This window comes from Glutamicibacter sp. M10 (assembly GCF_025452055.1).
Lineage (GTDB): Bacteria > Actinomycetota > Actinomycetes > Actinomycetales > Micrococcaceae > Glutamicibacter.
In genome coordinates this window covers 1,922,030-1,942,336 of sequence record NZ_CP104918.1, presented here as the reverse complement: position 1 = coordinate 1,942,336, position 20,307 = coordinate 1,922,030, and the positions used below count along the sequence as shown (strand labels likewise).

Annotated in this window: 21 protein-coding genes and 1 pseudogene; 16 read left to right on the top strand and 6 right to left on the bottom strand. The window is 54.1% G+C overall.

The features are described from left to right. Nucleotides 1-11: 11 nt before the first annotated feature. Nucleotides 12-1,610: a serine/threonine protein kinase gene (locus tag N6V40_RS09510; protein WP_131088535.1), complete on the bottom strand. Its 1,599-nt coding sequence runs from the start codon at nt 1,608-1,610 to the stop codon at nt 12-14. Nucleotides 1,611-1,616: 6 nt separating this feature from the next. On the opposite strand from N6V40_RS09510, the pseudogene lipB reads away from it, so the two are divergent. From lipB to N6V40_RS09495, 3 genes and pseudogenes are all read left to right on the top strand, one after another. Beyond that, nucleotides 1,617-2,276 (top strand): annotated as a pseudogene (gene lipB, locus N6V40_RS09505) (lipoyl(octanoyl) transferase LipB); the annotation flags it as partial. Between the two features lie 32 nt (nt 2,277-2,308). Next, nucleotides 2,309-3,307, top strand: a complete 999-nt coding sequence (gene lipA / locus N6V40_RS09500; RefSeq protein ID WP_131088537.1) for a lipoyl synthase — start codon at nt 2,309-2,311, stop codon at nt 3,305-3,307. A 169-nt stretch (nt 3,308-3,476) separates the two neighbouring features. Next, nucleotides 3,477-4,229 carry a DUF4191 domain-containing protein gene (locus N6V40_RS09495; protein ID WP_131088538.1) on the top strand — a complete coding sequence of 251 codons (753 nt, stop codon included), beginning with the start codon at nt 3,477-3,479 and terminating at the stop codon, nt 4,227-4,229. A gap of 74 nt (nt 4,230-4,303) precedes the next feature. Here the strand turns inward: N6V40_RS09495 and N6V40_RS09490 are convergent, their stop codons facing one another. After that, nucleotides 4,304-4,741: an RDD family protein gene (locus tag N6V40_RS09490; protein WP_131088539.1), complete on the bottom strand. Its 438-nt coding sequence runs from the start codon at nt 4,739-4,741 to the stop codon at nt 4,304-4,306. A 285-nt stretch (nt 4,742-5,026) separates the two neighbouring features. Here N6V40_RS09490 and glnA point away from each other — a divergent pair, with 285 nt between their 5' ends. After that, nucleotides 5,027-6,451, top strand: a complete 1,425-nt coding sequence (glnA, locus tag N6V40_RS09485) for a type I glutamate--ammonia ligase (protein WP_131088540.1) — start codon at nt 5,027-5,029, stop codon at nt 6,449-6,451. A gap of 14 nt (nt 6,452-6,465) precedes the next feature. Here glnA and xerC read toward each other — a convergent pair whose 3' ends face one another. Both xerC and N6V40_RS09475 read right to left on the bottom strand, forming a co-directional pair. Next, a complete protein-coding gene (gene xerC, locus N6V40_RS09480; protein ID WP_262197462.1) occupies nt 6,466-7,587 on the bottom strand; it encodes a site-specific integrase in 1,122 nt (373 codons plus the stop codon). Beyond that, nucleotides 7,577-8,119 carry a helix-turn-helix domain-containing protein gene (locus tag N6V40_RS09475; RefSeq protein WP_262197461.1) on the bottom strand — a complete coding sequence of 181 codons (543 nt, stop codon included), beginning with the start codon at nt 8,117-8,119 and terminating at the stop codon, nt 7,577-7,579. Before N6V40_RS09475 ends, xerC begins: the two co-directional genes overlap by 11 nt. Before the next feature lie 97 nt (nt 8,120-8,216). Between N6V40_RS09475 and N6V40_RS09470 the strand changes: the two genes are divergently transcribed. From N6V40_RS09470 to N6V40_RS09415, 12 genes are all read left to right on the top strand, one after another. Further along, entirely contained in the window at nt 8,217-8,411 is a 195-nt protein-coding gene (locus N6V40_RS09470; RefSeq protein WP_262197459.1) for a helix-turn-helix domain-containing protein, read from the top strand. Between the two features lie 92 nt (nt 8,412-8,503). Further along, nucleotides 8,504-8,971 (top strand): hypothetical protein, encoded by a 468-nt coding sequence (locus N6V40_RS09465; protein WP_262197458.1) that lies wholly within the window; start codon nt 8,504-8,506, stop codon nt 8,969-8,971. Beyond that, nucleotides 8,964-9,191: a hypothetical protein gene (locus N6V40_RS09460; protein ID WP_262197456.1), complete on the top strand. Its 228-nt coding sequence runs from the start codon at nt 8,964-8,966 to the stop codon at nt 9,189-9,191. The genes N6V40_RS09465 and N6V40_RS09460 overlap by 8 nt, the downstream gene beginning before the upstream one ends. Nucleotides 9,192-9,306: 115 nt before the next feature. Further along, complete coding sequence (locus tag N6V40_RS09455) at nt 9,307-9,930, top strand: hypothetical protein (RefSeq protein ID WP_262197454.1); 624 nt, start codon at nt 9,307-9,309, stop codon at nt 9,928-9,930. 620 nt (nt 9,931-10,550) lie between these two features. Next, nucleotides 10,551-12,005: a terminase large subunit domain-containing protein gene (locus N6V40_RS09450; RefSeq protein ID WP_262197453.1), complete on the top strand. Its 1,455-nt coding sequence runs from the start codon at nt 10,551-10,553 to the stop codon at nt 12,003-12,005. Between the two features lie 11 nt (nt 12,006-12,016). Next, nucleotides 12,017-13,306 carry a phage portal protein gene (locus tag N6V40_RS09445; protein ID WP_262197452.1) on the top strand — a complete coding sequence of 430 codons (1,290 nt, stop codon included), beginning with the start codon at nt 12,017-12,019 and terminating at the stop codon, nt 13,304-13,306. Between the two features lie 12 nt (nt 13,307-13,318). Next, on the top strand, nt 13,319-13,669 hold the full coding sequence (locus N6V40_RS09440) for a hypothetical protein (RefSeq protein ID WP_262197451.1): 351 nt from the start codon (nt 13,319-13,321) through the stop codon (nt 13,667-13,669). Between the two features lie 227 nt (nt 13,670-13,896). Beyond that, nucleotides 13,897-14,322 carry a hypothetical protein gene (locus N6V40_RS09435; RefSeq protein ID WP_262197449.1) on the top strand — a complete coding sequence of 142 codons (426 nt, stop codon included), beginning with the start codon at nt 13,897-13,899 and terminating at the stop codon, nt 14,320-14,322. 127 nt (nt 14,323-14,449) lie between these two features. Next, on the top strand, nt 14,450-15,298 hold the full coding sequence (locus N6V40_RS09430; RefSeq protein ID WP_262197447.1) for a phage major capsid protein: 849 nt from the start codon (nt 14,450-14,452) through the stop codon (nt 15,296-15,298). Beyond that, entirely contained in the window at nt 15,298-15,615 is a 318-nt protein-coding gene (locus N6V40_RS09425; RefSeq protein ID WP_262197445.1) for a hypothetical protein, read from the top strand. Before N6V40_RS09430 ends, N6V40_RS09425 begins: the two co-directional genes overlap by 1 nt. Continuing rightward, nucleotides 15,612-15,947: a hypothetical protein gene (locus tag N6V40_RS09420; protein ID WP_262197444.1), complete on the top strand. Its 336-nt coding sequence runs from the start codon at nt 15,612-15,614 to the stop codon at nt 15,945-15,947. The genes N6V40_RS09425 and N6V40_RS09420 overlap by 4 nt, the downstream gene beginning before the upstream one ends. Before the next feature lie 407 nt (nt 15,948-16,354). Further along, nucleotides 16,355-16,711, top strand: a complete 357-nt coding sequence (locus N6V40_RS09415) for a hypothetical protein (protein ID WP_262197443.1) — start codon at nt 16,355-16,357, stop codon at nt 16,709-16,711. A 33-nt stretch (nt 16,712-16,744) separates the two neighbouring features. Here N6V40_RS09415 and N6V40_RS09410 read toward each other — a convergent pair whose 3' ends face one another. Then, entirely contained in the window at nt 16,745-17,236 is a 492-nt protein-coding gene (locus tag N6V40_RS09410; RefSeq protein WP_262197441.1) for a DUF1990 domain-containing protein, read from the bottom strand. Nucleotides 17,237-17,242: 6 nt separating this feature from the next. Then, nucleotides 17,243-20,269: a bifunctional [glutamine synthetase] adenylyltransferase/[glutamine synthetase]-adenylyl-L-tyrosine phosphorylase gene (locus tag N6V40_RS09405; RefSeq protein ID WP_262197440.1), complete on the bottom strand. Its 3,027-nt coding sequence runs from the start codon at nt 20,267-20,269 to the stop codon at nt 17,243-17,245. Nucleotides 20,270-20,307: the final 38 nt, after the last annotated feature.

Below are 20,307 nucleotides of genomic sequence, written 5' to 3'. Positions count from 1 at the left end.
CCATTGCGCGTTTAATGACGGATCACCTTACCGAGCTTCCACTGTTCATCAATGAGCACCAGTTCAATCTCAACGCGTTGAGGTTCTGCAGATTTAACTGTATGCACGTTCTTGCCCTCCAGATCCCTGTACTTATAGTCAGGCTGGGTTGAAGTGGCCGCCAGCATTACCGAGTTTCCTTGCCCGCGCGCAGTCACTTTCACATCTTGAAGATGGGTCTCCAGACCTTCAAATCTCAGTTCCATCTCTTCTAGCGCTTTGATTGTTTCCAAATCGCGTTTCAATTGCTCCGATCCCGGAGCGTAGATAGCCTTCAACGCCTTGGTATTCATCGCGCCCATGGCCGCATCACGCTTTTTAGTAAGACTGAGAAACGCAGAAGTTACCGTGTCCTGCTGAAGCACGCAGGCAGGTTCCTGTCCTGCATCATCGATTCGACAGCTTGGCTCTGCCAATGGCGTTACCAATTCAGCGCTGGGGTCCGATGCTGTGGCAGCACGAAGGTGATTGACACCCACCAAACTTCCCAGCAAAACTCCGATTCCTAGCACCACAGTCCCCGCAACTTTAAGAGCTCCGGGTGTGCGGCGAAGCTTGTGCATATTTGTACTCTTGTCGGATCCCGCGCATATCTTCGACTCTGCTCGATCTCGTCTGTGCTGATTTCGACTGCGCAGACCCCGGTGATCAATCTCCGGATGAATAGTTTCCATCAAATGGGTAGCATCCTCAGATACGTGCCCTTCCCAATGAATCGGCTCAGCCGCGCTACTAGAAAATAGCGTTCTGGCGAATTGCTCAGCCGTAGGCCTGCTGTGCGGGTCAACGCTCAATGACTCAATCAGTAGCTCGTGGACAATGTCGGGGATGGTTGGGAACATGACGCTGGCCGGAGCCCGACTCCATTCAGGATCCGGTGGCCGACCTGAGAGCAAGAACCATAGGCAAGCACCCAAAGAGTAAACGTCCTGCGCCCCCACTTGGGGTTCTAGTTCTCCAGAACTGGCTTCAGGGGCCATAAATCCGGGTGTGCCTGCACCTGAGGGGATTTGTGTCTCTGATGCAGCTTCCTGGAAGTCAATAATTTTAGGCATTCCACTGGCAGTAAGCAGGACATTGGCTGGCGACAGATCACCATGCCTCGTGCCTGCGGAATGCATCACCGACAATGTCTGAGCGACCGGGGCCAGCGCAGTAATACATTCTCCAAGGCTGAAGACACCACGGCTATGGACCAGCTCGGCGACGCTTCCGCCGGGACAGTATTCCATGATCAACCCATCACCCAATTGTGTCGATAACGTCCCGTAAAAATCGACGACATATTTCCTCGATTCAGTGATGGCGTTTTGCCTCAACGAGGTGACGTTCTCCATAGTCAAACTCAGTTTTAGCACCATGTAAGACTGATCACTTTCCCGGCGCAGCAACCAAACTTTGCACGGTGACTTGGCACTTAATGGTCTAACCGTGACGTACCCGGGACTGATTGGCCACGATAAGACATTCGTTGATTCATTCATGTCTCCGTTGTAGTCCAAAAACCAGAAACACAAGTTGGTTATCCACAGATTTTGGCTCGTCAAGCGAATTAGCGACAGCAAAGACATCGGCGTAGGGTAACCCTCATGGCGATCGAATTCGAACGAGTCGGACTAGGCTCAAAATTTGTGCCCTATAAGGAAGCCTGGGACTACCAAATCCAGTTGCATGATGCGGTAGCCGCGGACGAACAGGCTCCGCGAGTTTTGTTCCTCGAGCATGAAGCGGTCTATACCGCAGGCAAGAGGACCGAACCGGAGGATCTTCCGTTAGACGGCACACCCGTTGTAGACGTAGACCGAGGCGGAAAGCTCACGTGGCACGGACCGGGACAGCTGGTCGGCTATCCCATCGTTAAGCTTCGCAAAATGAGCGCAATACGTCTCTACGTTGAAACCATCGAGGAAGCACTGATCAACGTTGTCAGTGAACTCGGTATCCCCACAGCCCAGATCAAGGGCCGCTCCGGCGTGTGGGTTCCCGGTAAGGATGGCGAGCAAGACAGAAAAATTGCTGCCATTGGCCTTCGCATTAGTCACGGTGTGACCATGCACGGCTTCGCATTAAACTGCTCGAATGAGCTCACCGGTTACGAGCAGATCATCCCGTGCGGTATTACCGATGCAGGTGTCACCACCATCTCAGCTGAGCTAGGTCGTACTGTTACCCCAGAAGACATCGTCGACCGCGTGCAGGTCGAACTCGAACGACTTCTTACCCCTCAAATCGTTTAGACAATCATTCCCTCCGAAAGAAAGAGCCGTTAATGAGCGTCGCACCAGAAGGCCGCCGCATGCTTCGCGTTGAAAAGCGAAACGCTGCAGTGCCAGTGGAACGTAAGCCCGAATGGATCAAGGCAAAGCTGAACATTGGGCCCGAATACGTTGGCCTAAAAAACCTCGTGCAGTCCGAAGGACTTCACACTGTCTGCGAAGAAGCAGGCTGCCCAAACATTTTTGAGTGCTGGGAAGACCGCGAAGCGTCATTCCTCATCGGTGGATCCGAGTGCACTCGTCGTTGCGATTTCTGCCAGATCGCTACCGGCAAGCCATCCCCTATCGATCGCTCGGAACCTTTCAAGGTCGCCATGAGCGTAAAGAAGATGGATCTTCGTTACGCCACCGTCACCGGTGTCGCCCGCGATGATCTCGAAGACGAAGGTGTCTGGCTGTACGCCGAGACCGTCCGTCAGATTCACAAGATGAATCCAACCACCGGTGTTGAATTGCTGATTCCTGACTTCTCAGGAAAGCCAGAGAATCTTGACGTTATCTGCGACTCCGCTCCAGAGGTTTACGCGCACAATGTTGAAACCGTGCCACGTATCTTCAAGCGTATTCGCCCAGCATTCCGCTACGACCGTTCCATGGATGTCATTTCCCACGGTCGTAAGCGCGGATTGATCACTAAGTCGAACTTGATCTTGGGCATGGGCGAAACTCGTGAGGAAATCTCCGAGGCCATGCGCGATCTCTATGAAGCCGGTTGCGACCTGCTGACTTTGACGCAGTACCTGCGCCCAACCGATCTTCACCTGCCGGTGGATCGTTGGGTTACCCCTCAGGAATTTGTTGAATTGCAACAGGAAGCTGAAGAGCTCGGCTTTGCTGGCGTCATGTCTGGTCCATTGGTCCGCTCTTCATACCGTGCCGGTCGCCTCTGGGCAGGCGCCATGCGCAAGAAGGGTCGCGAGATTCCAGAAGAACTTTCGCACATCGAATCCTCAGGCAACACCCGTCAGGAAGCCGCTTCACTGATCAAGTAAAGCTTCTCGGTTGTGAACATTTGCGAAGGCCTCGTAGTCCCCTAGTTCAATTTTGAACAACGGCTACGAGGCCTTTGACATATCAATTGATCGTCACATGCAGATGATTTTCCCGCGCGCCCGCTCTGGGCTTAGAACTCTGATCAATATCGCGTAGAATTAAGGCACTATGGCCAAAAACTCCGACAACGAAGCAGCCGCGCAACCAAAGCGTGGCCTGTTTTCGCGTAAACCAAAAGCTGAGAAGAAGAACAAAGAACCAGGCCGATTGAAGCAAATCGGACAAGTCTTCCAGATGACCCGCCGCAACGACCCTATGGTCGTTTGGTGGATGGCACTGGCAGCCTTGGCTGTAATTGCAGTCTGCTTGGTCATCGGTATCTTGATCAACAACTGGATCACCATGTTGATCATCGCCATTCCACTGGCTCTTCTTGCGGCAATGTTCATCATGTCCCGTCGTGCCGAAAGAGCCGCCTTCTCACAGCTTGAAGGTCGTCCCGGTGCTGCCGGTGCCGCGATGAGCGTGCTGCGTCGTGGCTGGATCCTGAAGCAGGAACCAGTGGCTTACAACCGCCACCAGGATTTGGTTTTCCTCGCCGTCGGTCGTCCCGGTGTTGTGCTGGTTACCGAAGGTCCTAAGACTCGTGTTCGCGAACTCGTTAGCTCCGAACGCAAGCGTATTGCTCGCGTTCTTCCAAACGTCCCAATCCACGTCATCAACGCTGGACAGGACGAAGACCAGACCAGCTTGGTGAACGTCGGCAAGGAAATGAAGAAGCTTCCTAAGGCCATCACCAAACTTGAGGTAAGCGCGATCGATAAGCGTCTAAGCACGTTGACTGCTAATCGCTTGCCTATCCCTAAGGGCGTTGACCCTAGCCGCGTACGGCCAAACCGCCGTGCAACCCGTGGTCGCTAAGAACTAGACATGCAAGAAGCCGCAACAGGAATTTTTCCTGTTGCGGCTTCTTTGTTTTCTCTACAATTTTTCACTCATCGGATGTTGACCAAAATGCTCTTGGCTAACCGGTCGTGCAATCCGCGCTGGTCTTTATCGGTAACGAATACCGGAATTGCTAGGCAAAGGAGCAAAGACCGGATCAGGCCTTGCAAGGGCCTTAGCGCCGAGCCATCCATGGACTGTACCTGAAGCCCAAAAGTTCTATGGCCAATGGTGTGGCCGGTGAATCCTACGCCGATAATCTGTCCTGCACAGAACAGCAACAGCGTGGCAAGGTCACCTAGATCAAATAGCCACCAGCTAAGGAGCATTGACAGCCCCCAGTCAATAAACAATGCACCGACCCGTTTAGGGAAGCGTCCTATTGACCCAGGGCCTTTTTCTGGTCGGCCCAAATCTTGTCCTGGCCATTGTTGCGTGCTGTGCTGTGGCGGGCCCTCAAGCCACGAACCGAAGTCTTTTCTTTCCACATCTTCAAGTCTATCGAGCCTTTCTGTGCGTCGTGACAAGGTGTGAATTGACCGCAAAAAAGTACGCTAAGTGTCCGAGTCAGATTATTACGAACTGCATCGTGCCAGATCAGAGCGATACGACATGCCCGAGTTTCGTCCTTGTAACAGGCTGGAAACAATAGAGACACCATTCAGAAACGGATTGTGGGTAAGCTCTATACGTAAGCAAGGGAACCAGCGGGGCCATCCCGTCTGATCGTTCTGTTTACCAAAACTCATATCTCACCAGGGAGTCACCTGCACATGTTTACCAGTCCAGAAGAAGTCTTGGCATATATTGCCGATGAGGACATCAAGTTCGTCGATATCCGTTTCACCGACCTGCCAGGCGTACAGCAGCACTTCAACGTGCCTGCAAAGTCCGTAGACGCCGACTTCTTCGTCAACGGCCAGCTTTTCGATGGTTCTTCCATCCGCGGCTTCGCTGGCATCTCTGAATCAGACATGCAGTTGATCCCAGATGTCACCACCGGCTTCATCGATCCATTCCGTATCGAGAAGACCTTGGCTTTCAACTTCTCCATCATCAACCCACGTACCGGTGAGCCTTACCACCGTGACCCACGTGGCGTTGCAGAGCGTGCCGAGGCTTACCTCGAGTCGACCGGCATTGCTGACACCGCATTCTTCGCTCCAGAAGCTGAATTCTTCATCTTCGAAGATGTTCGTTACGAATCGAAGCCAGAAGGCGCGTTCTACAAGATCGATTCTGACGAAGCTCCATGGAACACCGGCCGCAAGGAAGAGGGTGGCAACCAGGGTTACAAGACTGCCTTCAAGGGCGGTTACTTCCCAGTTGCTCCAACTGACAAACAGGCTGACCTGCGTGACGCTATCTGCGTTGAGCTGGACAAGGCTGGCCTCGAAGTTGAGCGTAGCCACCACGAAGTTGGCGCAGCCGGCCAGGCTGAGATCAACTACAAGTTCAACACCATGGTTCACGCTGCTGACGAACTGATGCTCTTCAAGTACGTCGTCAAGAACGTAGCCGATGCTTGGGGCAAGTCCGCAACCTTCATGCCAAAGCCAGTCTTCGGCGACAACGGTTCGGGCATGCACGTTCACCAGTCGCTGTGGACCGGTGGCGAGCCACTGTTCTACGACGAGAAGGGCTACGCTGGCCTGTCCGACGTTGCTCGCTGGTACATCGGTGGCCTGCTGAAGCACGCATCTGCTGTGCTTGCATTCACCAACCCAACCGTGAACTCCTACCGTCGTCTGGTCAAGGGCTTCGAAGCTCCAGTGAACATGGTTTACTCGCAGGGTAACCGCTCGGCTGGTATCCGTATCCCAATCACCGGTTCGAACCCTAAGGCAAAGCGCATCGAGTTCCGCGCACCAGATGCTTCCTCAAACCCATACTTGGCATTCGCTGCACAGCTGATGGCAGGCCTGGACGGCATCAAGAACCGTATTGAGCCAGCTGAGCCAATCGATAAGGATCTCTACGAGCTTCCAGCAGAAGAAGCCAAGGACATCCAGCGTGCACCCGAGAGCCTTGAAGAGGCCCTGAAGGCACTGGAAGCAGATCACGAGTTCTTGCTCGAAGGTGGAGTATTCACCGAAGACCTGATCAGCACCTGGGTTGAGTACAAGCGCGAAAACGAAATCAAGCCACTGAGCCTGCGTCCGAACCCATACGAGTTCGACCTGTACTACGGCTGCTAGCTAGATGACGGGGATTATCCCCGTTTAGTCCGCAGAGAGTCCGCACGATTCGCCAAAGCACCAGCTACGGCGGAACGTGTGGACTCTTTTGCGTCTTCCATAAGATGCCCATAAACATCGAGAGTTGTCTTCGCTGAAGCATGACGCATAGCAGACTGGACTTTCTTTACGTCTTCCCCTGAATCAATCAAGAACGACGCAAAAAAGTGGCGTAGATCGTGGATCCGGAAATCCTCCGGTAAGCCCTCCACAGTGGCCCGGGCAGTCCTAAAGCGTGACTCAATAGTGTACGGCGCAGCAGGGCGACCATTCTCCAGAGTCACAAACGTCTCACTCCCCCACTTAGCAGGATTCTTATTCAGCTCGAAAGCAAGATCACGCGGAATCGGAATAGGATTCTTCGACTCAGCCGTTTTCAATGGAACGCCTGGATACTGAATCGCCGGGTTGATATACCCGCGCAACGAGTCCACATCCTGCACCCTCAACGCCGAAATCTCTGCAACACGCAAACCAGCAAACGCGCCGAGCAACACAACGTTTTTCATGCCCTCAGGCATAGCGTCATACAGCGCCCACACTTGAGCCTCTGAAGCCACATAGGGCCGTTGCTTACCTGCTGAAGGCGCAACCTTACGGCTGGTCGGTGTACGTGCCAGCAGGCCGTCTTCTACAGCGTCAGAGAGCAAATGAGCAAGCCGACGATAGAGCGCGTAAATAGTGGAATCAGCAAGCCCTTCCTGCTTCAGAGATGACAACCAATTCTTGATCATCGTAGGGCGAATATCCTTTAGCGCGATATCGCCAAACGTAGCGTTGATCCGCTTGATATGAGTCTTGGCTTGTCTCACCGAACTAGGCCGGTTGACCTCTTGACCCTTCAGCCAATGTTCAGACCAAACTTTCATCGTCGTGCTGGCATCAGTAGGACTGATGTAAGTGCCGGTACGAATCTTTACAGCTTCACCCTCAGCCCACGACTGAGCGTCGATCTTACGGGCGAAAGTCTTACCCCTTTCCTTGCCCTCAGGATCAACGTAGGTTCCAAGCCAGCCACCTTTAGGGAACCGCGTAGACGGCTTACGACGGCGCGTATTAGTAGTGCCTGGAGTGCGAGTTAGTTTATTAGAGTTCATTCTCCATCCCTGTTTCAATCTTCCATTCCTCTTCGTCGATCCAGTCCAGAAGATCATAGATGGACAGGCTAGTAAGGTTCCTCAAGTGGTGAATCTCGTTCTCGAGAGATTCCCTAAGAGACTTCACCGCTTTTTGCTTCGAGGCATCGAGAGAGATTGTCTCTATGTTGTAAATAATTGCATGGCGTAAATCCTCATATCCCCGCGCAGCATCATTCAACTTTTTCGCAGCGTCGACCATCTTTTCCCCGCTCGCCTTCAGATCCTGAATCCAAGTAGCGAAACTGTCAGGCGGAACGGTCATTCGATCAAGAGTTGTTTCGAGAACACTTGCCAGAGCTAGCCCTTCATCTAGGCGAACCATCCTTTCGCCGTCTTCAGTTCTAGATACGGCAACCTGACTGTATTTCGTCCAGCCGTAGTCTTGCATCCGACGCGCAAGTTCAGACTGTGACCAGCCTTTTTCGTACCTTCTTCGACGCTGATTTTCCCCGAAAACATGGGGCAGATCTAGTTTTTTATCCGTTGCCATTCAACTAGTTTCGCACACTGTTGTTGCACCCCCAACAAAATCGTGTATATTCATTTGTGTAGTACCCCAACAGAAACGAATATCCAAGGAGGATCCAGTGACCACTGGCCCGTATAGCTTGATGCTGATCGAAGAAGCCGCCGAGTTTCTCCGCACCCCAGTGAACACCATGCGTTTTTGGCGGCACAAGGGCATCGGCCCAAAGTCCGCTCGCGTTGGTGGGCGAATAATGTTCCGCCGCGCTGATCTTGAAGCGTGGCTCAACGAACAGTTCGAGGAGGCCACCAAGTGAACGACCCCCAGAACACAGAAAAAGACGGCAGCATCTCCGACCAAGAATCTGCTACCGCCTCAGAAACCAACACACAGAAAAAGGATGATTCCATGAACCAGTCTATCGACTACAACGGGCACACGCCAAGCACCGACATTGTTCCACCGGCAGGATTCCGCGCCTACACCGTGCAAGACACCATCAACGGCCAGCCACACGGCAAAAGCTGGACCGAATACCTTGGACCCGGTGCGCACTACGGTGACATCAGTATCGAGAGCTCGTGGTCTGCAGATAGTGGCATCCTCCACTACGTCACCAACGCCGGTGGACCGGATAACGGCATCTTCACATCAGACGAGCTGGTCATACTCTCCCGCCTGCTTCGTGAAGTAGTAGCAGCCACCAAAGTAAGCACCGTAGAAAACGCTGGCATCAAGATCTGCGCCGCTTGCAACGAGGGCAAGACCTTGGACCAGTACTCCAAGCAGATCCGATCCAAGGACGGACTCCAAAGCCACTGCAAAGACTGCGCAGCCGAGTACTACGCAAAGGGCAAGGGTGACACCAATGCATAGCCCCCAGACCGCAACCGTGGGCATGACGAACACGGTTGCCCCGGTAGAGCTGCACTACGTGGAGAAAGTCTTCATCAACTCCGGCGAAGCAACAACTGCACTCTGCGGCGAATCGATGATTGCCAGCAACAACACCAAAAGCTTGGGCACAGGAACCTCCTACACCTGCCCAGACTGCATGTTGCGCTACTCAATGCTAGGCGGTGCTGAAAATGTCTAAAGTCCGGTACACCCTATGGTGCGCAGGAATCGTCACCGCATTCTTCGGAACCATCGCATCAATCCAAATGATGCTACTCAACCTCAACGCACCGATCTACTAAGGAAGGCAATAAGTGACCTGGGCAAAGTACGGTACAGAGTTTTTTGATCAGCTCGCAGAGTATGACCTTCCTGCTGATATGGATGATGTTTGTCAGCTCACCCATACTCAGGTCATTCATTACCTGTATTCCACGGAGGACCTAAGCGGAGTGTTCCTGAAAAAGAACCTACGCCGAATCGCCTCCAGCCCTAATGCCGAAGCTGCCGGGAAGATCCTAGCTAGCTTCGGCATCTGGGCAGACCGTGGCAACAAGTACGAGATTATCCATCACGCCGAGGTCTATAGGCAGTCCTTGGGATTCCAGATAGGCAAGCGTGAGGCTGAACGAGTACGGCAGCAGAAGCACCGCAGTAAGGGCAAGGGTGATACACCCGATGACCCTAAGGGTGGTGTGGATGTCACAGAGGATGTCACGCGTGACGTACTTACAGCGCAGACAGACAGGCAGACAGACATACAACCAGCTTTAGATAACGAAGTTCCTTTTCCTGAAGAAACGTTCGATACAAACACGGGTGAAGCTTTGGAAGATAACAACCCTTGGAAGAACGTTCCGGTGAAGTCTGAACCTGAGAAAACAAATTCGGGTCCGGATTTGATGGATCAGCTTCGGAGCTTCGGGAGTGCATCATGAGCGCGGTCGGTTGCCTGAAGTGCCGTCTCCCCCGGTGCGCATGTTCATACGTCAAGGAACTGCTGGAAGGTAAGCACGGGGAAAAGGTTCGTGCTATCGCAGCCAAGCAGATGGATCAGCCTCGACCACACAGGGCCGCTTGCCCTTGCCCACCTTGCTGGAGCCAACGAGCTAAGTCTTGGAATGAATGGAGTAACAACTATGGGAAGTTCTAGTGACCTGCTCAAGGCTTGCGCATACTGCGGTGAAGTATCCGACCAAACCTACTGCATCGACCATCGACCCAAAGACACTCGCGGGAAGAACCGACGCAACCAAGGCTACGACGCAGCATGGGACCGGCTTTCCAAGCGCGCAAGGTTCATGCAACCGTTCTGCTCCATCCCAGGATGCAACAACATGGACCTCACCGTAGACCACAGTCCGCAAGCTTGGGAACGGAAACAGCAAGGCAAACCAATCCGGTTGCAAGACGTCGAAGTTCTCTGCCGATCCCACAACTCCAAACGAGGAGCAGCACGATGACAGGGGGTAGGGGTTCAAGTTTTCTGCTTCTTCGCCCCGGGTCTAGGCAGGGAGACAATTATTTGAGAATGATTATCATTAGGGAAGGGGTTGTTGTGGCTGGACCTAAGGCTAAGATCACGGCAGAGCCACTAGATTTCACTGGTTGGCCTAGGGATCGCGCTAAACGTCGTATCAAGTTCATCGAGAAGTATCTGATAGTTCCTAAGGGGCACGGTGCTGGTAAGCCTGTGAAGCTTCGGGAGTTCCAGAAGGACATTATCCGTGGTGCTTATGCCCCGGGTATCCGTACGGGGTTATGTAGCCTCCCGAGAGGCAACGGAAAAAGTGGTTTGGCGGCGATGATGGGCCTCGCTGAGATGTTTATGGGTCCTATGTCGCCCGAGGTGTTCATTGTGGCTTCGGATCTGCGTCAGGCGAAGATTATCTTCAATCTTGCCCGGCGTATGGTGCAACTAAATCCGGTACTGGAGGAGCGGGTCCAGATCTTCCAGGACCGCCTTTACATGCCACATAACGACGCGACGATGACACCGTTGCCGGCAGATTACGACGCTTTGCAGGGACTCGATCCCACGTTCCAAATAGTTGATGAGCTGCATACCGTAACGGAAAAGGTTTGGGAGGCGGTTGTTTCGGCAGCGGGTAAACGTCCTGAATCGCTCACCTTGGCTATTTCGACCCCGGCTAACAGCCCGGACAGTGTGATGTGGGGCCTCGTAACCCACGGACGCGCCGGTGATGACCCGCAGTTCTATTTCAAGGAGTATGCGGCCCCGGATGGGTGTGCGATTGACGATCGAGAAGCTTGGAAGATAGCTAATCCGGCTCTTGCTTGTGAGCAACCGTTCCTTGCTGAGGATGCACTGTTGGCAGTCATGAAAACGATTCGTGAACCCGTCTTTAGGCAGCTGAGGCTCGGAATGTGGATTACCGGTGTCGAGGGCTGGATGCCTTGGGGTATGTGGGATTCGATCAAGGACAATTCACGGGAAGTTCAGCCTGGGGAACGCATCGTGATGGCTTTCGACGGTTCGGCTTCGGGTGACAGTACGGCCCTTGTGGGTTGCACGGTCCATGATCCTCACTTGTTCGTCATTGGGCATTGGGCGAACCCGGGAGATGAACGTTGGCGGGTCCCTCGTGCTGAGGTTTCTCGCACGTTGGATGAAGCTTTCGAGAAGTACGACGTAGTTGAAGCAGCTTGCGATCCATGGGGATGGCGCTCTGAGATTGAGTCTTGGGCGCAGAAGCACGGAGAACGGCGCGTCATTGAGTGGAACACGGCTAATGCCACTCGTATGGCTCCGGCTACGGACCGTTTGTTCCAGGCGGTCAAGGAAGGGACGGTAAGCCACGACGGGGATAAGGACCTCGCTTCGCATGTGGCTCATTGTGTCGCTAAATCAACCGCGCTGGGTGATTTGGTGGCGAAGGACAGGAAGAACAGCCCGAGAAAAATCGATCTCGCTATCTGCGCCATAGTGGCGACGGATAGAGCAGCTTTTCACGGCAACAAAAAACGGCGCGGTCGCGTCATTTCATTCTAGGAGGATTTGTTTTGGAAAAGATCATCAAGGAACTTTCAGAGAAGTTGGACAGCACGGCACCAGAGTTGTCCAAGCTGGACTCGTACTGGGACGGCACGCAACCGGCTGCATACCTGTCCAAGGACGCTAGGGATGCTCTGGGGACGACGCTCACGGGTTTGTCGGTGAACTTCCCTAAGTTGGCGGTTACGTCGCTTGCAGAGCGTTTGGAGGTTCGTGGATTCCGTGAGGCCGGTTCATCGGAGGCAACCGATACCGGCCTTTGGAGCACTTGGCGACGTTGCTACATGCTGGATGCTTCAGCACAGGCACATATGGATGCTTTGGTTTATGGGCGTTCGTTCGTGATTGTTTGGGCGAACGAGAACGGTCCTCTGGTCACGGTGGAGTCACCTAAGCAGGTCGCTGTGAAGCATGACCCGGCGACACGAACTGTCATTGCAGCGTTCAAGCGTTGGGCTACTGATGGGCAAGCCCAGGGTGTCTTGTACGAGGCCGATAAGATCACGCGTTTGGTGTCCAGTTCCAATGTTGTGGACGGCTCAGGATTCCCTTCGACCGGCTGGCAGACGGTAGAGGTTATCCCTAACCCGTTCAGTGTCGTGCCAGTGGTTCCTTTGGTCAATCGGGGCCGTCTGCTGGACTTGGACGGCATATCAGAGATGACCGACATCTTGGGACTCACGGACGCGCTGAATAAGTTGCTTTCAGACTCGCTTGTTTCGTCGGAATTCTATGCACGGCCACGACGTTGGGCTACCGGGCTTGAGCTTCAGGAGGACGAGGACGGCAACGTTATTCAGCCGTTCTCCAACGAGGCTAACAAGGTGTGGGTATCTGAGAGCGAAGGGACTAAGTTTGGTCAATTCGACGGCGCACGACTCGACGGGTATTCGGACCTTATCGCCACGGTCACGAACCAAATTGGTGCACTATCGGGGCTACCTCCGCACTACATCGGCATTAACAGCTCGCAACCCCCTTCGGCTGACGCTATTCGTTCCGCAGAGGCATCTTTGGTGTCCAAGGCGAACAGTTTGCAACGAACTTTCGGTCAGGCGTGGGCTAACGTGGCCGCGCTGATCAAGTCGGCAGAAACTGGCGAAGACCCTCTGGGCTACGACTTCGAGCCGGTTTGGGCTTCGGAGGAAACACGAACTACGGCACAGGCTACCGACGCAGCGGTGAAACTGCACAGCATTGGTGTCCCACTGCCGGCTATCTTGTCGGAGGCTTTGGGTTGGACCCCAGAGCAAGTGAGCCTTGTTTCGGCTCCAGCACTACCAGTAACCAACAACTAGGAAAGGCGCATCATGTCCCAGGAACTCTTGAACGAGACCACAGAAGAAACCCAGTCGGTTAGCGAACCGCTTAGCGAGTCGGTTAGCGAATCGCTACCACCTGCTAGCGAAGTGCTAGACGATGCTGACATCCATAGCGCGGATGCCAGCAATGCAAACGTTATGCAAAGTGCATTGCAAAATGCATCTCCGGAGGATTCCGGAAACTCTCCGGAGGGTGTCGCGAATACCTCGGAGGAACCCGCCGAGGATCCGGAAACCTTCCCCGCTCATATGTGGAAAAGCTCCGCAAAGAGGCAGCGGGACACCGCGACCGGGCTAAGCGTGCTGATGACTTCGCCCAGCGTCTCCACACGGCGCTAGTAGAGGCTACAGGCCGTCTTGCAGACCCTAGCGACCTGCCTTTCGAGGAATCGCACCTAGACGATGCTCAGGCGCTTACAACGGCAATTGAAGCACTGCTGGCAGACAAACCACATCTTGCTAGTCGTAAGCCGTTCGGAAACATTGGCCAAGGTGTCGCCCCTGTAAGCAATAATGTAAGTCTGGGCGGGATCCTCCGCGCAGGGGCAATGTAGAAAAGGGGAATCGTGACGGAGTACATTCAGGACAAAGCAAAGACCGCCTACGGGGATTGGCGCGGAACATCATCTGCGGACGTGTCAATGATGAGCAACATCAAGAGCATGGAAGAACTGGCGGGAATCCATGAAGACAATGAACTGATCATCGGGATTGGCGCAGGGTGGACTGCCTCGGGACAGCTAGGCGCGAGGCCAGATTTCAGGGTCTATGTGTATGTGGCAGATACTCCGGAGGAAGCCAACATGACAGCGCTCTTGAAGAAGTATCCAGAAGGTGAAAATGTACCAGTGAAGGAAGTCCAGCTTCACGACATTACCCCGGAACAGTTCGCACTCGCCTTCACCCAATTCGATGTTCAGCTTCGATCACGCTTCCTAGGTGATCGCGATCTGCGGGTAATTCAATTAGGGGATCACCCAAAACAGGATTGATACCCCCTAGGGGTATATCTGATACAATATGTGGTACAGACTCCCGGTGAGTTTGTACCACATATTGTTTTTGGGGCTGGCTCCCAACAACGTCACCTTCACATCATGACGAAAAGGAGCCAACAAAATGGCTGTATCTACCGTAAACGCCCCAGAACTCACTCAGGAACAGGTCCAGAAAATTCTGGTCAAGCCTCTAGAGCAGGCTTCAATCTTCCTCGCTGCTGGCCCTCGCATCTTCGACACCAACGGCAGCGCAATCCGTATTCCAAAACTGGGTGCACCAACTACCCCAGCTTGGCACGGTCAGAACGAACTGATCACCGAACAAGATCCGACCTTCGATGAAGTTCTGCTTCTCCCAGACACCATGAAGTCGGTCAAGGTAATCACCCGCTTCTCCAACGAGCTGGCACGACAGTCCGTAGTAGCCTTGGATACCGCCCTTCAGGATCGACTGGTCACCGACGTAGCATCGACCTTGGACACCGCGTTCCTTGGCTCCACCGGCGACGGCATCACCACCCCACAGGGCATCTTCGCATGGGCTGGCACTCAGGAACTCGCAGTCACCACCGCACTGGATCTGGATATCCTGTTGGACGCTTGGGGCCTCGCACTGGCAGCCAACGTAAACACCGCCTCGCTACAGTGGTTCCTACGCCCTAACGACTTCACCGCACTGCGCAAGGTCAAGGACACCGCAGGACAGTACCTGCTCCAGCCGGACCCAACCGCAGACGGTGTATTCCGCCTATGGGGTTCCAAGGTCAACATCTCCAACCGTGTCCCAGCAGGAAACGCTGCATTGGTAGACATGGCTCAGGTTGCCGTTGCACGCGACATGGCACCGAGTGTCAAGGTACTCACCGAGCGTTACGCAGACTACGACCAGCAGGCTCTACGCGTCATTGCACGCTACGACGCACAGCCACTTAATGCCGAGGCCGTCATTAAGATCACCGGTCTAGTGTAATGATCGACGCATCGAAGGTCGCTAAGTTTCTTGGGCGAGACGGGGATACACAAGTCCTTGCTCTCGCCCAGGAACACCTTCGTGTTGTGACCACGTTTATCCGGGCATACACCCGAGGCAACGGGTTCAATATCGACGGTGAACCGACATTAGACCTAGAAGATGTCATCATCACTGCTACGGCGCGATACCTCGTAAACCCGCAGCAGAACATTCGAGAACAGCTTGGATCGCAGTCTGTGACCTATGCGAGTTTGCAGGGCTTCACCATCCCAGAACAGGCCGTACTGCACCTGTATCGGAGGCGCACAGCATGATCTTCGGTGAGGAAGTAATCCACATTCGGAAAGTTGAAGTTGGACGAAATGCAATGAATCAGATCATCTATGAAGATCGGGTTCAGCCACCAATTCACGGGGCATCGTTCCAAGGTATCGACACTATCGAACCGAACGGGACCGCATCCCAGTTCCGAGTGATCACCGAGGCCGTGCTGTATGTCCCACCAGCTACGAACATTCTTGCCTTGGACAAGATCACCGTTCGAGGCAAAGTGTACGAGGTGCAAGGTAACCCTATTGGTGAGGCAAGCGCCTTTACCGGGTTCCAGGCACATATTCCCGTGAAGCTGAAACGCATCTCGGGTTAAGACTTGGCGTCAACGTCACCTGCTGGCAGCTTCGCGCTTTTCCCTCCAGTAGGAACGATGGATCTACCGGGACAGGTTAGCCCAAAGTATCCAGCGCCAATACAGAGTCCCCTTCTGCTTTGCACGGCAGGAGGGGATTCTTGTTTAGTCCGCAGAGAGTCCGCAGAATGTTCGATTACCCCCATTTTCGACCATTATCGGTCAACGGTATACACCCCGGAATTACGCGGTTATCAGCACCTGCCAACTAGTGCCATATAGAGTGTTCTAGAACGACCTGTACTACGGCTGCTAATCACGCTCCTGCCATAAGGGCAGACTGATTAGTCGAAGCTGGGTCCCACCACTTTTGGTGGGACCCAGCTTTTTGTCATTGTTAGTCTGTAAACATGGATATTTCCGATTGGGTGAGCGTACAACGTGAAGACGGCGAGACGGTAGGCTACCTCCAACCTGTCACGCCCGACTACTCTCTAGTGATCCCCCGCAATATCTTGGGACACGCAATCGCTGAACCACACGAATATTCTGCAGCTGAATACCTTTTGGAAGAACGCGGCATCGCTGAGCTGATGAGTAACTGGAGACTTGATGCTCAAGAACAAGAGAAGACAGAAGAACTCACAATCCTAGAGGTCTCACCTCTCGGCATTGTGTTGGCTAACGCTCTGCGAGTCAAAGCTTTGGAAGCTACCGAACGGATCCACGTGATGTGGCCAGACGTGGAGCAAAGGCTCACAGTTACAATAAAAAGCCACCGGTAGCCAAAGAGGCTTTTGCCCCTACTCCCCTCTGACCTATGAAGGTTCTCTAAGCAACGCTGTGGCGTAGCGACGGCGTGTGTACTTCTGCGCAATCAACAGGAACGGGAAGATCGTTCGCCAGCGCAGTCGATCTGATGGCGCTGTCAGTGAGCGGATCACTAGGAAGATGCCGGCCTGTTCACGAACGAGAATGAACGCCTCTTCCCCACTGACAGGATGGCCTGACAGCGTCTTATAGGCAAAGCCAACACGTGAGCTTTCCTCGATGACATCCACGACTTCGATAGGTTCGTCGATGCTCATCGGTCCCAGCCTGACACGTAATTCAGGGTGTGCACCGATAGCTACTCGTGGTTGCCCGGTAACGGCAAACCCGCTTCGTGTCTTGATTTCCCAGTGAAGTAAAGCATCACAACTGCGTTCCCAGAGCGTTTCACCAGAGCCAAGATAGACCTTGCGTTCCCAGCGTCGATAGCCGGCCGAAGCAGTTGTCCACTGATTCAGTTGGATCTGGGTCAAAGACACTTTGAGCTAGTCTTCAAAACCGTAGAAGAGCAGTTCAAAAATACTTCGCGCGTGACGAGTAGCCCTAAGGTAATCTTCTTCGAGCTCTACACCGAAGTGCGGCTCGTAACCACACCAGCGGGCCACGGCTTCCATGTCCCGCGACGAGCTTGGCAGAACATCGCTTGAACGCCCGGAGGTAATGATCTCAGCGCTACGAATACGCGTGGCTAAACGCCAGGCATTCGCCAACTGTTCAGCATCATCTTCCGTGATCAGTTCAATCTTTGCCAGCTCTTCTAGTGCCTTCAAGGTTGAGGTTGTGCGCAGCGACTCGTGCTGCCAGGCATACTGCAGCTGATAGAACTGCACCAGCCATTCAATATCCGACAGTGAACCGCGACCCAATTTTAGATGCCGGTTGGGATCTGCACCGCGAGGAAGTCGTTCAGATTCAACACGTGCTTTGATCTTACGAATGTCGCGAATTTCGCTCTCTTCCAGTCCCTTGCCGTAGCGAACAGGTTTGATCAACGCGATAAAGTCGTCTGCCAGCTCAGCATCGCCAGCGAAGGGACGCGCTCTTTGCAAAGCTTGGCGTTCCCATACTTCTGCCCATCGTGCGTAGTAGGAAGCGTAGGCGTCGATGGAACGCACCAAGATCCCCTGTCGTCCTTCGGGACGAAGGTCAGAATCCACCTTGAGTTTTACCTCAGCAGGAATTGCTGGCTTCAGCGGCTTCGAGGTCCACGAGATCAACTCAGTGACTACTCGCAGTGCTTGTTCCTGAGCAGCTTGAGCTGGCGCACCAGGAACGGAACGCTGGACAAATAGGACATCTGCGTCAGATCCATAACCAATTTCTCGACCACCTTGTCGACCCATCGCAATGACCGAAATAACCGCCTGCTCACCGTGCTTTTCTTGATCCGCGCTCAACAGAACCCTTAGCACGCCGTCAATCATCGCTCCATCGATGTTCGACAGTGCCTGACCGACCTCGTCAACCGTGAGCAGTCCTGCGCCATCGGCCAGAGCCACACGCAAGAACTCACGCCGGCGCACCATGCGAATCATCCTGATTGCGCTCTCTGGCTGCTTGGTGCGGTGAATGATCGACTGGTTTTGCTGTAAGAGACTCTCAAGGCTCTGCGGTGCCAAGGATGCATCCGAACCCAGCCAGGCGGCCGCTGCAGGCTCATTGGCAAGCAGGTCCGTCAGGAAGCGGGTGTTGGACAATAAATGGCTCAGGCGCTCGGCTGCGGCGTTGGTATCACGCAGCATGCCCAAGAACCAGTGCGTCTTGCCTAAGGATTCACTGAGTCGGCGGAATCCAAGTAACCCCGCGTCAGGGTCAACACCACGAGCAAACCAGTCCAAGAGCACCGGTAGCAGCTGTCGTTGCAGCGAGGACCTGCGCGACACTCCACCGGTCAACGCCTCAATGTGGCGCATAGCGGCTTTAGGGTCAAGATAACCTAGTGCACGCAAGCGTGCTTGGGCCGACTCGGCAGTCAGCCTGACATCATCAGCGGAGAGGTTGGAGGCGCTGACCAACAGTGGACGGTAGAAGATGCGCTCATGAAGCGAACGCACCATACGCTTGGTCTCGTTCCAGCGGCGCATCAACTTTTCTGGGCTGGTCGGCTGAAGGTCCCCTGCGCCTCGAATGGAGCGCGCCAGAATTCGCTGCGCAGATTCGGCCCGTGGCATTAGGTGCGTACGGCGTAGCTGGCTGAGCTGGATACGGTGCTCTAATAAACGTAAAAAGCGGTAGGAATCATCAAAGTTTGTCGCATCTTCACGGCCAATGTAACCAATATGGCTTAGTGCGTGAATTGCTAGTGTGGTCGTCGGAATTTGAATGTCCCGGTCGACTCGCCCATGCACCAGCTGCAGCAACTGCACGGTGAATTCCACGTCGCGCAATCCGCCAGGACCGAGCTTGATCTGCCAGACAATATCATCTTTGGAAATATTGTCGCTGACTCGTCGACGCATCGCCTGTACTGATTCAACAAATCCATCACGCTCTGAGCTAGACCACACCATGGGGGAAACCATGCGCTCATAAGAGCGACCCAACTCCTGGTCCCCGGCAATGCAACGGGCCTTGAGCAGTGCCTGGAATTCCCAAGAATGAGCCCAGCGACGATAGTAAGCCTCGTGGGATGACAAGGTGCGGGTTAGCGCGCCGTCTTTGCCTTCGGGACGCAGGTTGGCGTCGACTTCCCAGAGCATTGGTTCCGGGCCCGGAACCATCAAAGCTCGTGCGGTATTGCCGCACAGGACCGTGGCGATAGCGGAAGCTAGATCATCTTCGATACCCGGGGCAGAACCGTGCACATAAATGACGTCCACATCAGAGATGTAGTTCAGTTCGCGAGCGCCACATTTACCCATCCCAATGATGGAGACCTTCACGCGGTCCACGTCTTGCGCATCGTACTGTTCGGCAGCTTCAGCGCGGGCTATAGCCAGCGCGCCTTCTAATGCGGCCCCAGCCATATCGGCTAATTCGGCGGCCACGTTGGGTAGGATCCGTTGCGGGTTGCTGGCTCCAAGATCTCGATGGGCTAGCGCAAGTAATGCCTTGCGGTAACTGGTGCGCAATCGCTGGCGGCCCTCGGCTCCAGTGAATGAGGAAACCCAGTGACCACCGGTTGTACGCTTGGCATCAATTGATGCCAGCATGCTCTCCACTAGATGTTCAGGCGTAGCTTGCTCAAACTCAGTGGAAGGCGCAGTGCGCACCGTCTCCAGTGCCTCGGGACAACGAATCAGGAACTCACCAAGCGCTGAGGAACTGCCAAGCAGTCTAACCAAGCCCTGGCAGGTTTCAGGATCCGAGAAAATCTTGATTGCCTCGGGATGACGATCCACTAAGCGCAACGCCAAGAGCAATGACTGATCAGGATCTGGAGCATGGGCCATCTTGCTCACGATCAGCTTCGGATCAATCGGGGCGAGCTCCGGTGATTGCAGGAACTTTTTGGCCCGTTCGATATCGCTGAAACCAGCGTTGATCAATGATCGTGAGGATACGTCTGGCATGGTGATTCTTATGTCTTCCACAAATCGCCGCGTGCAAG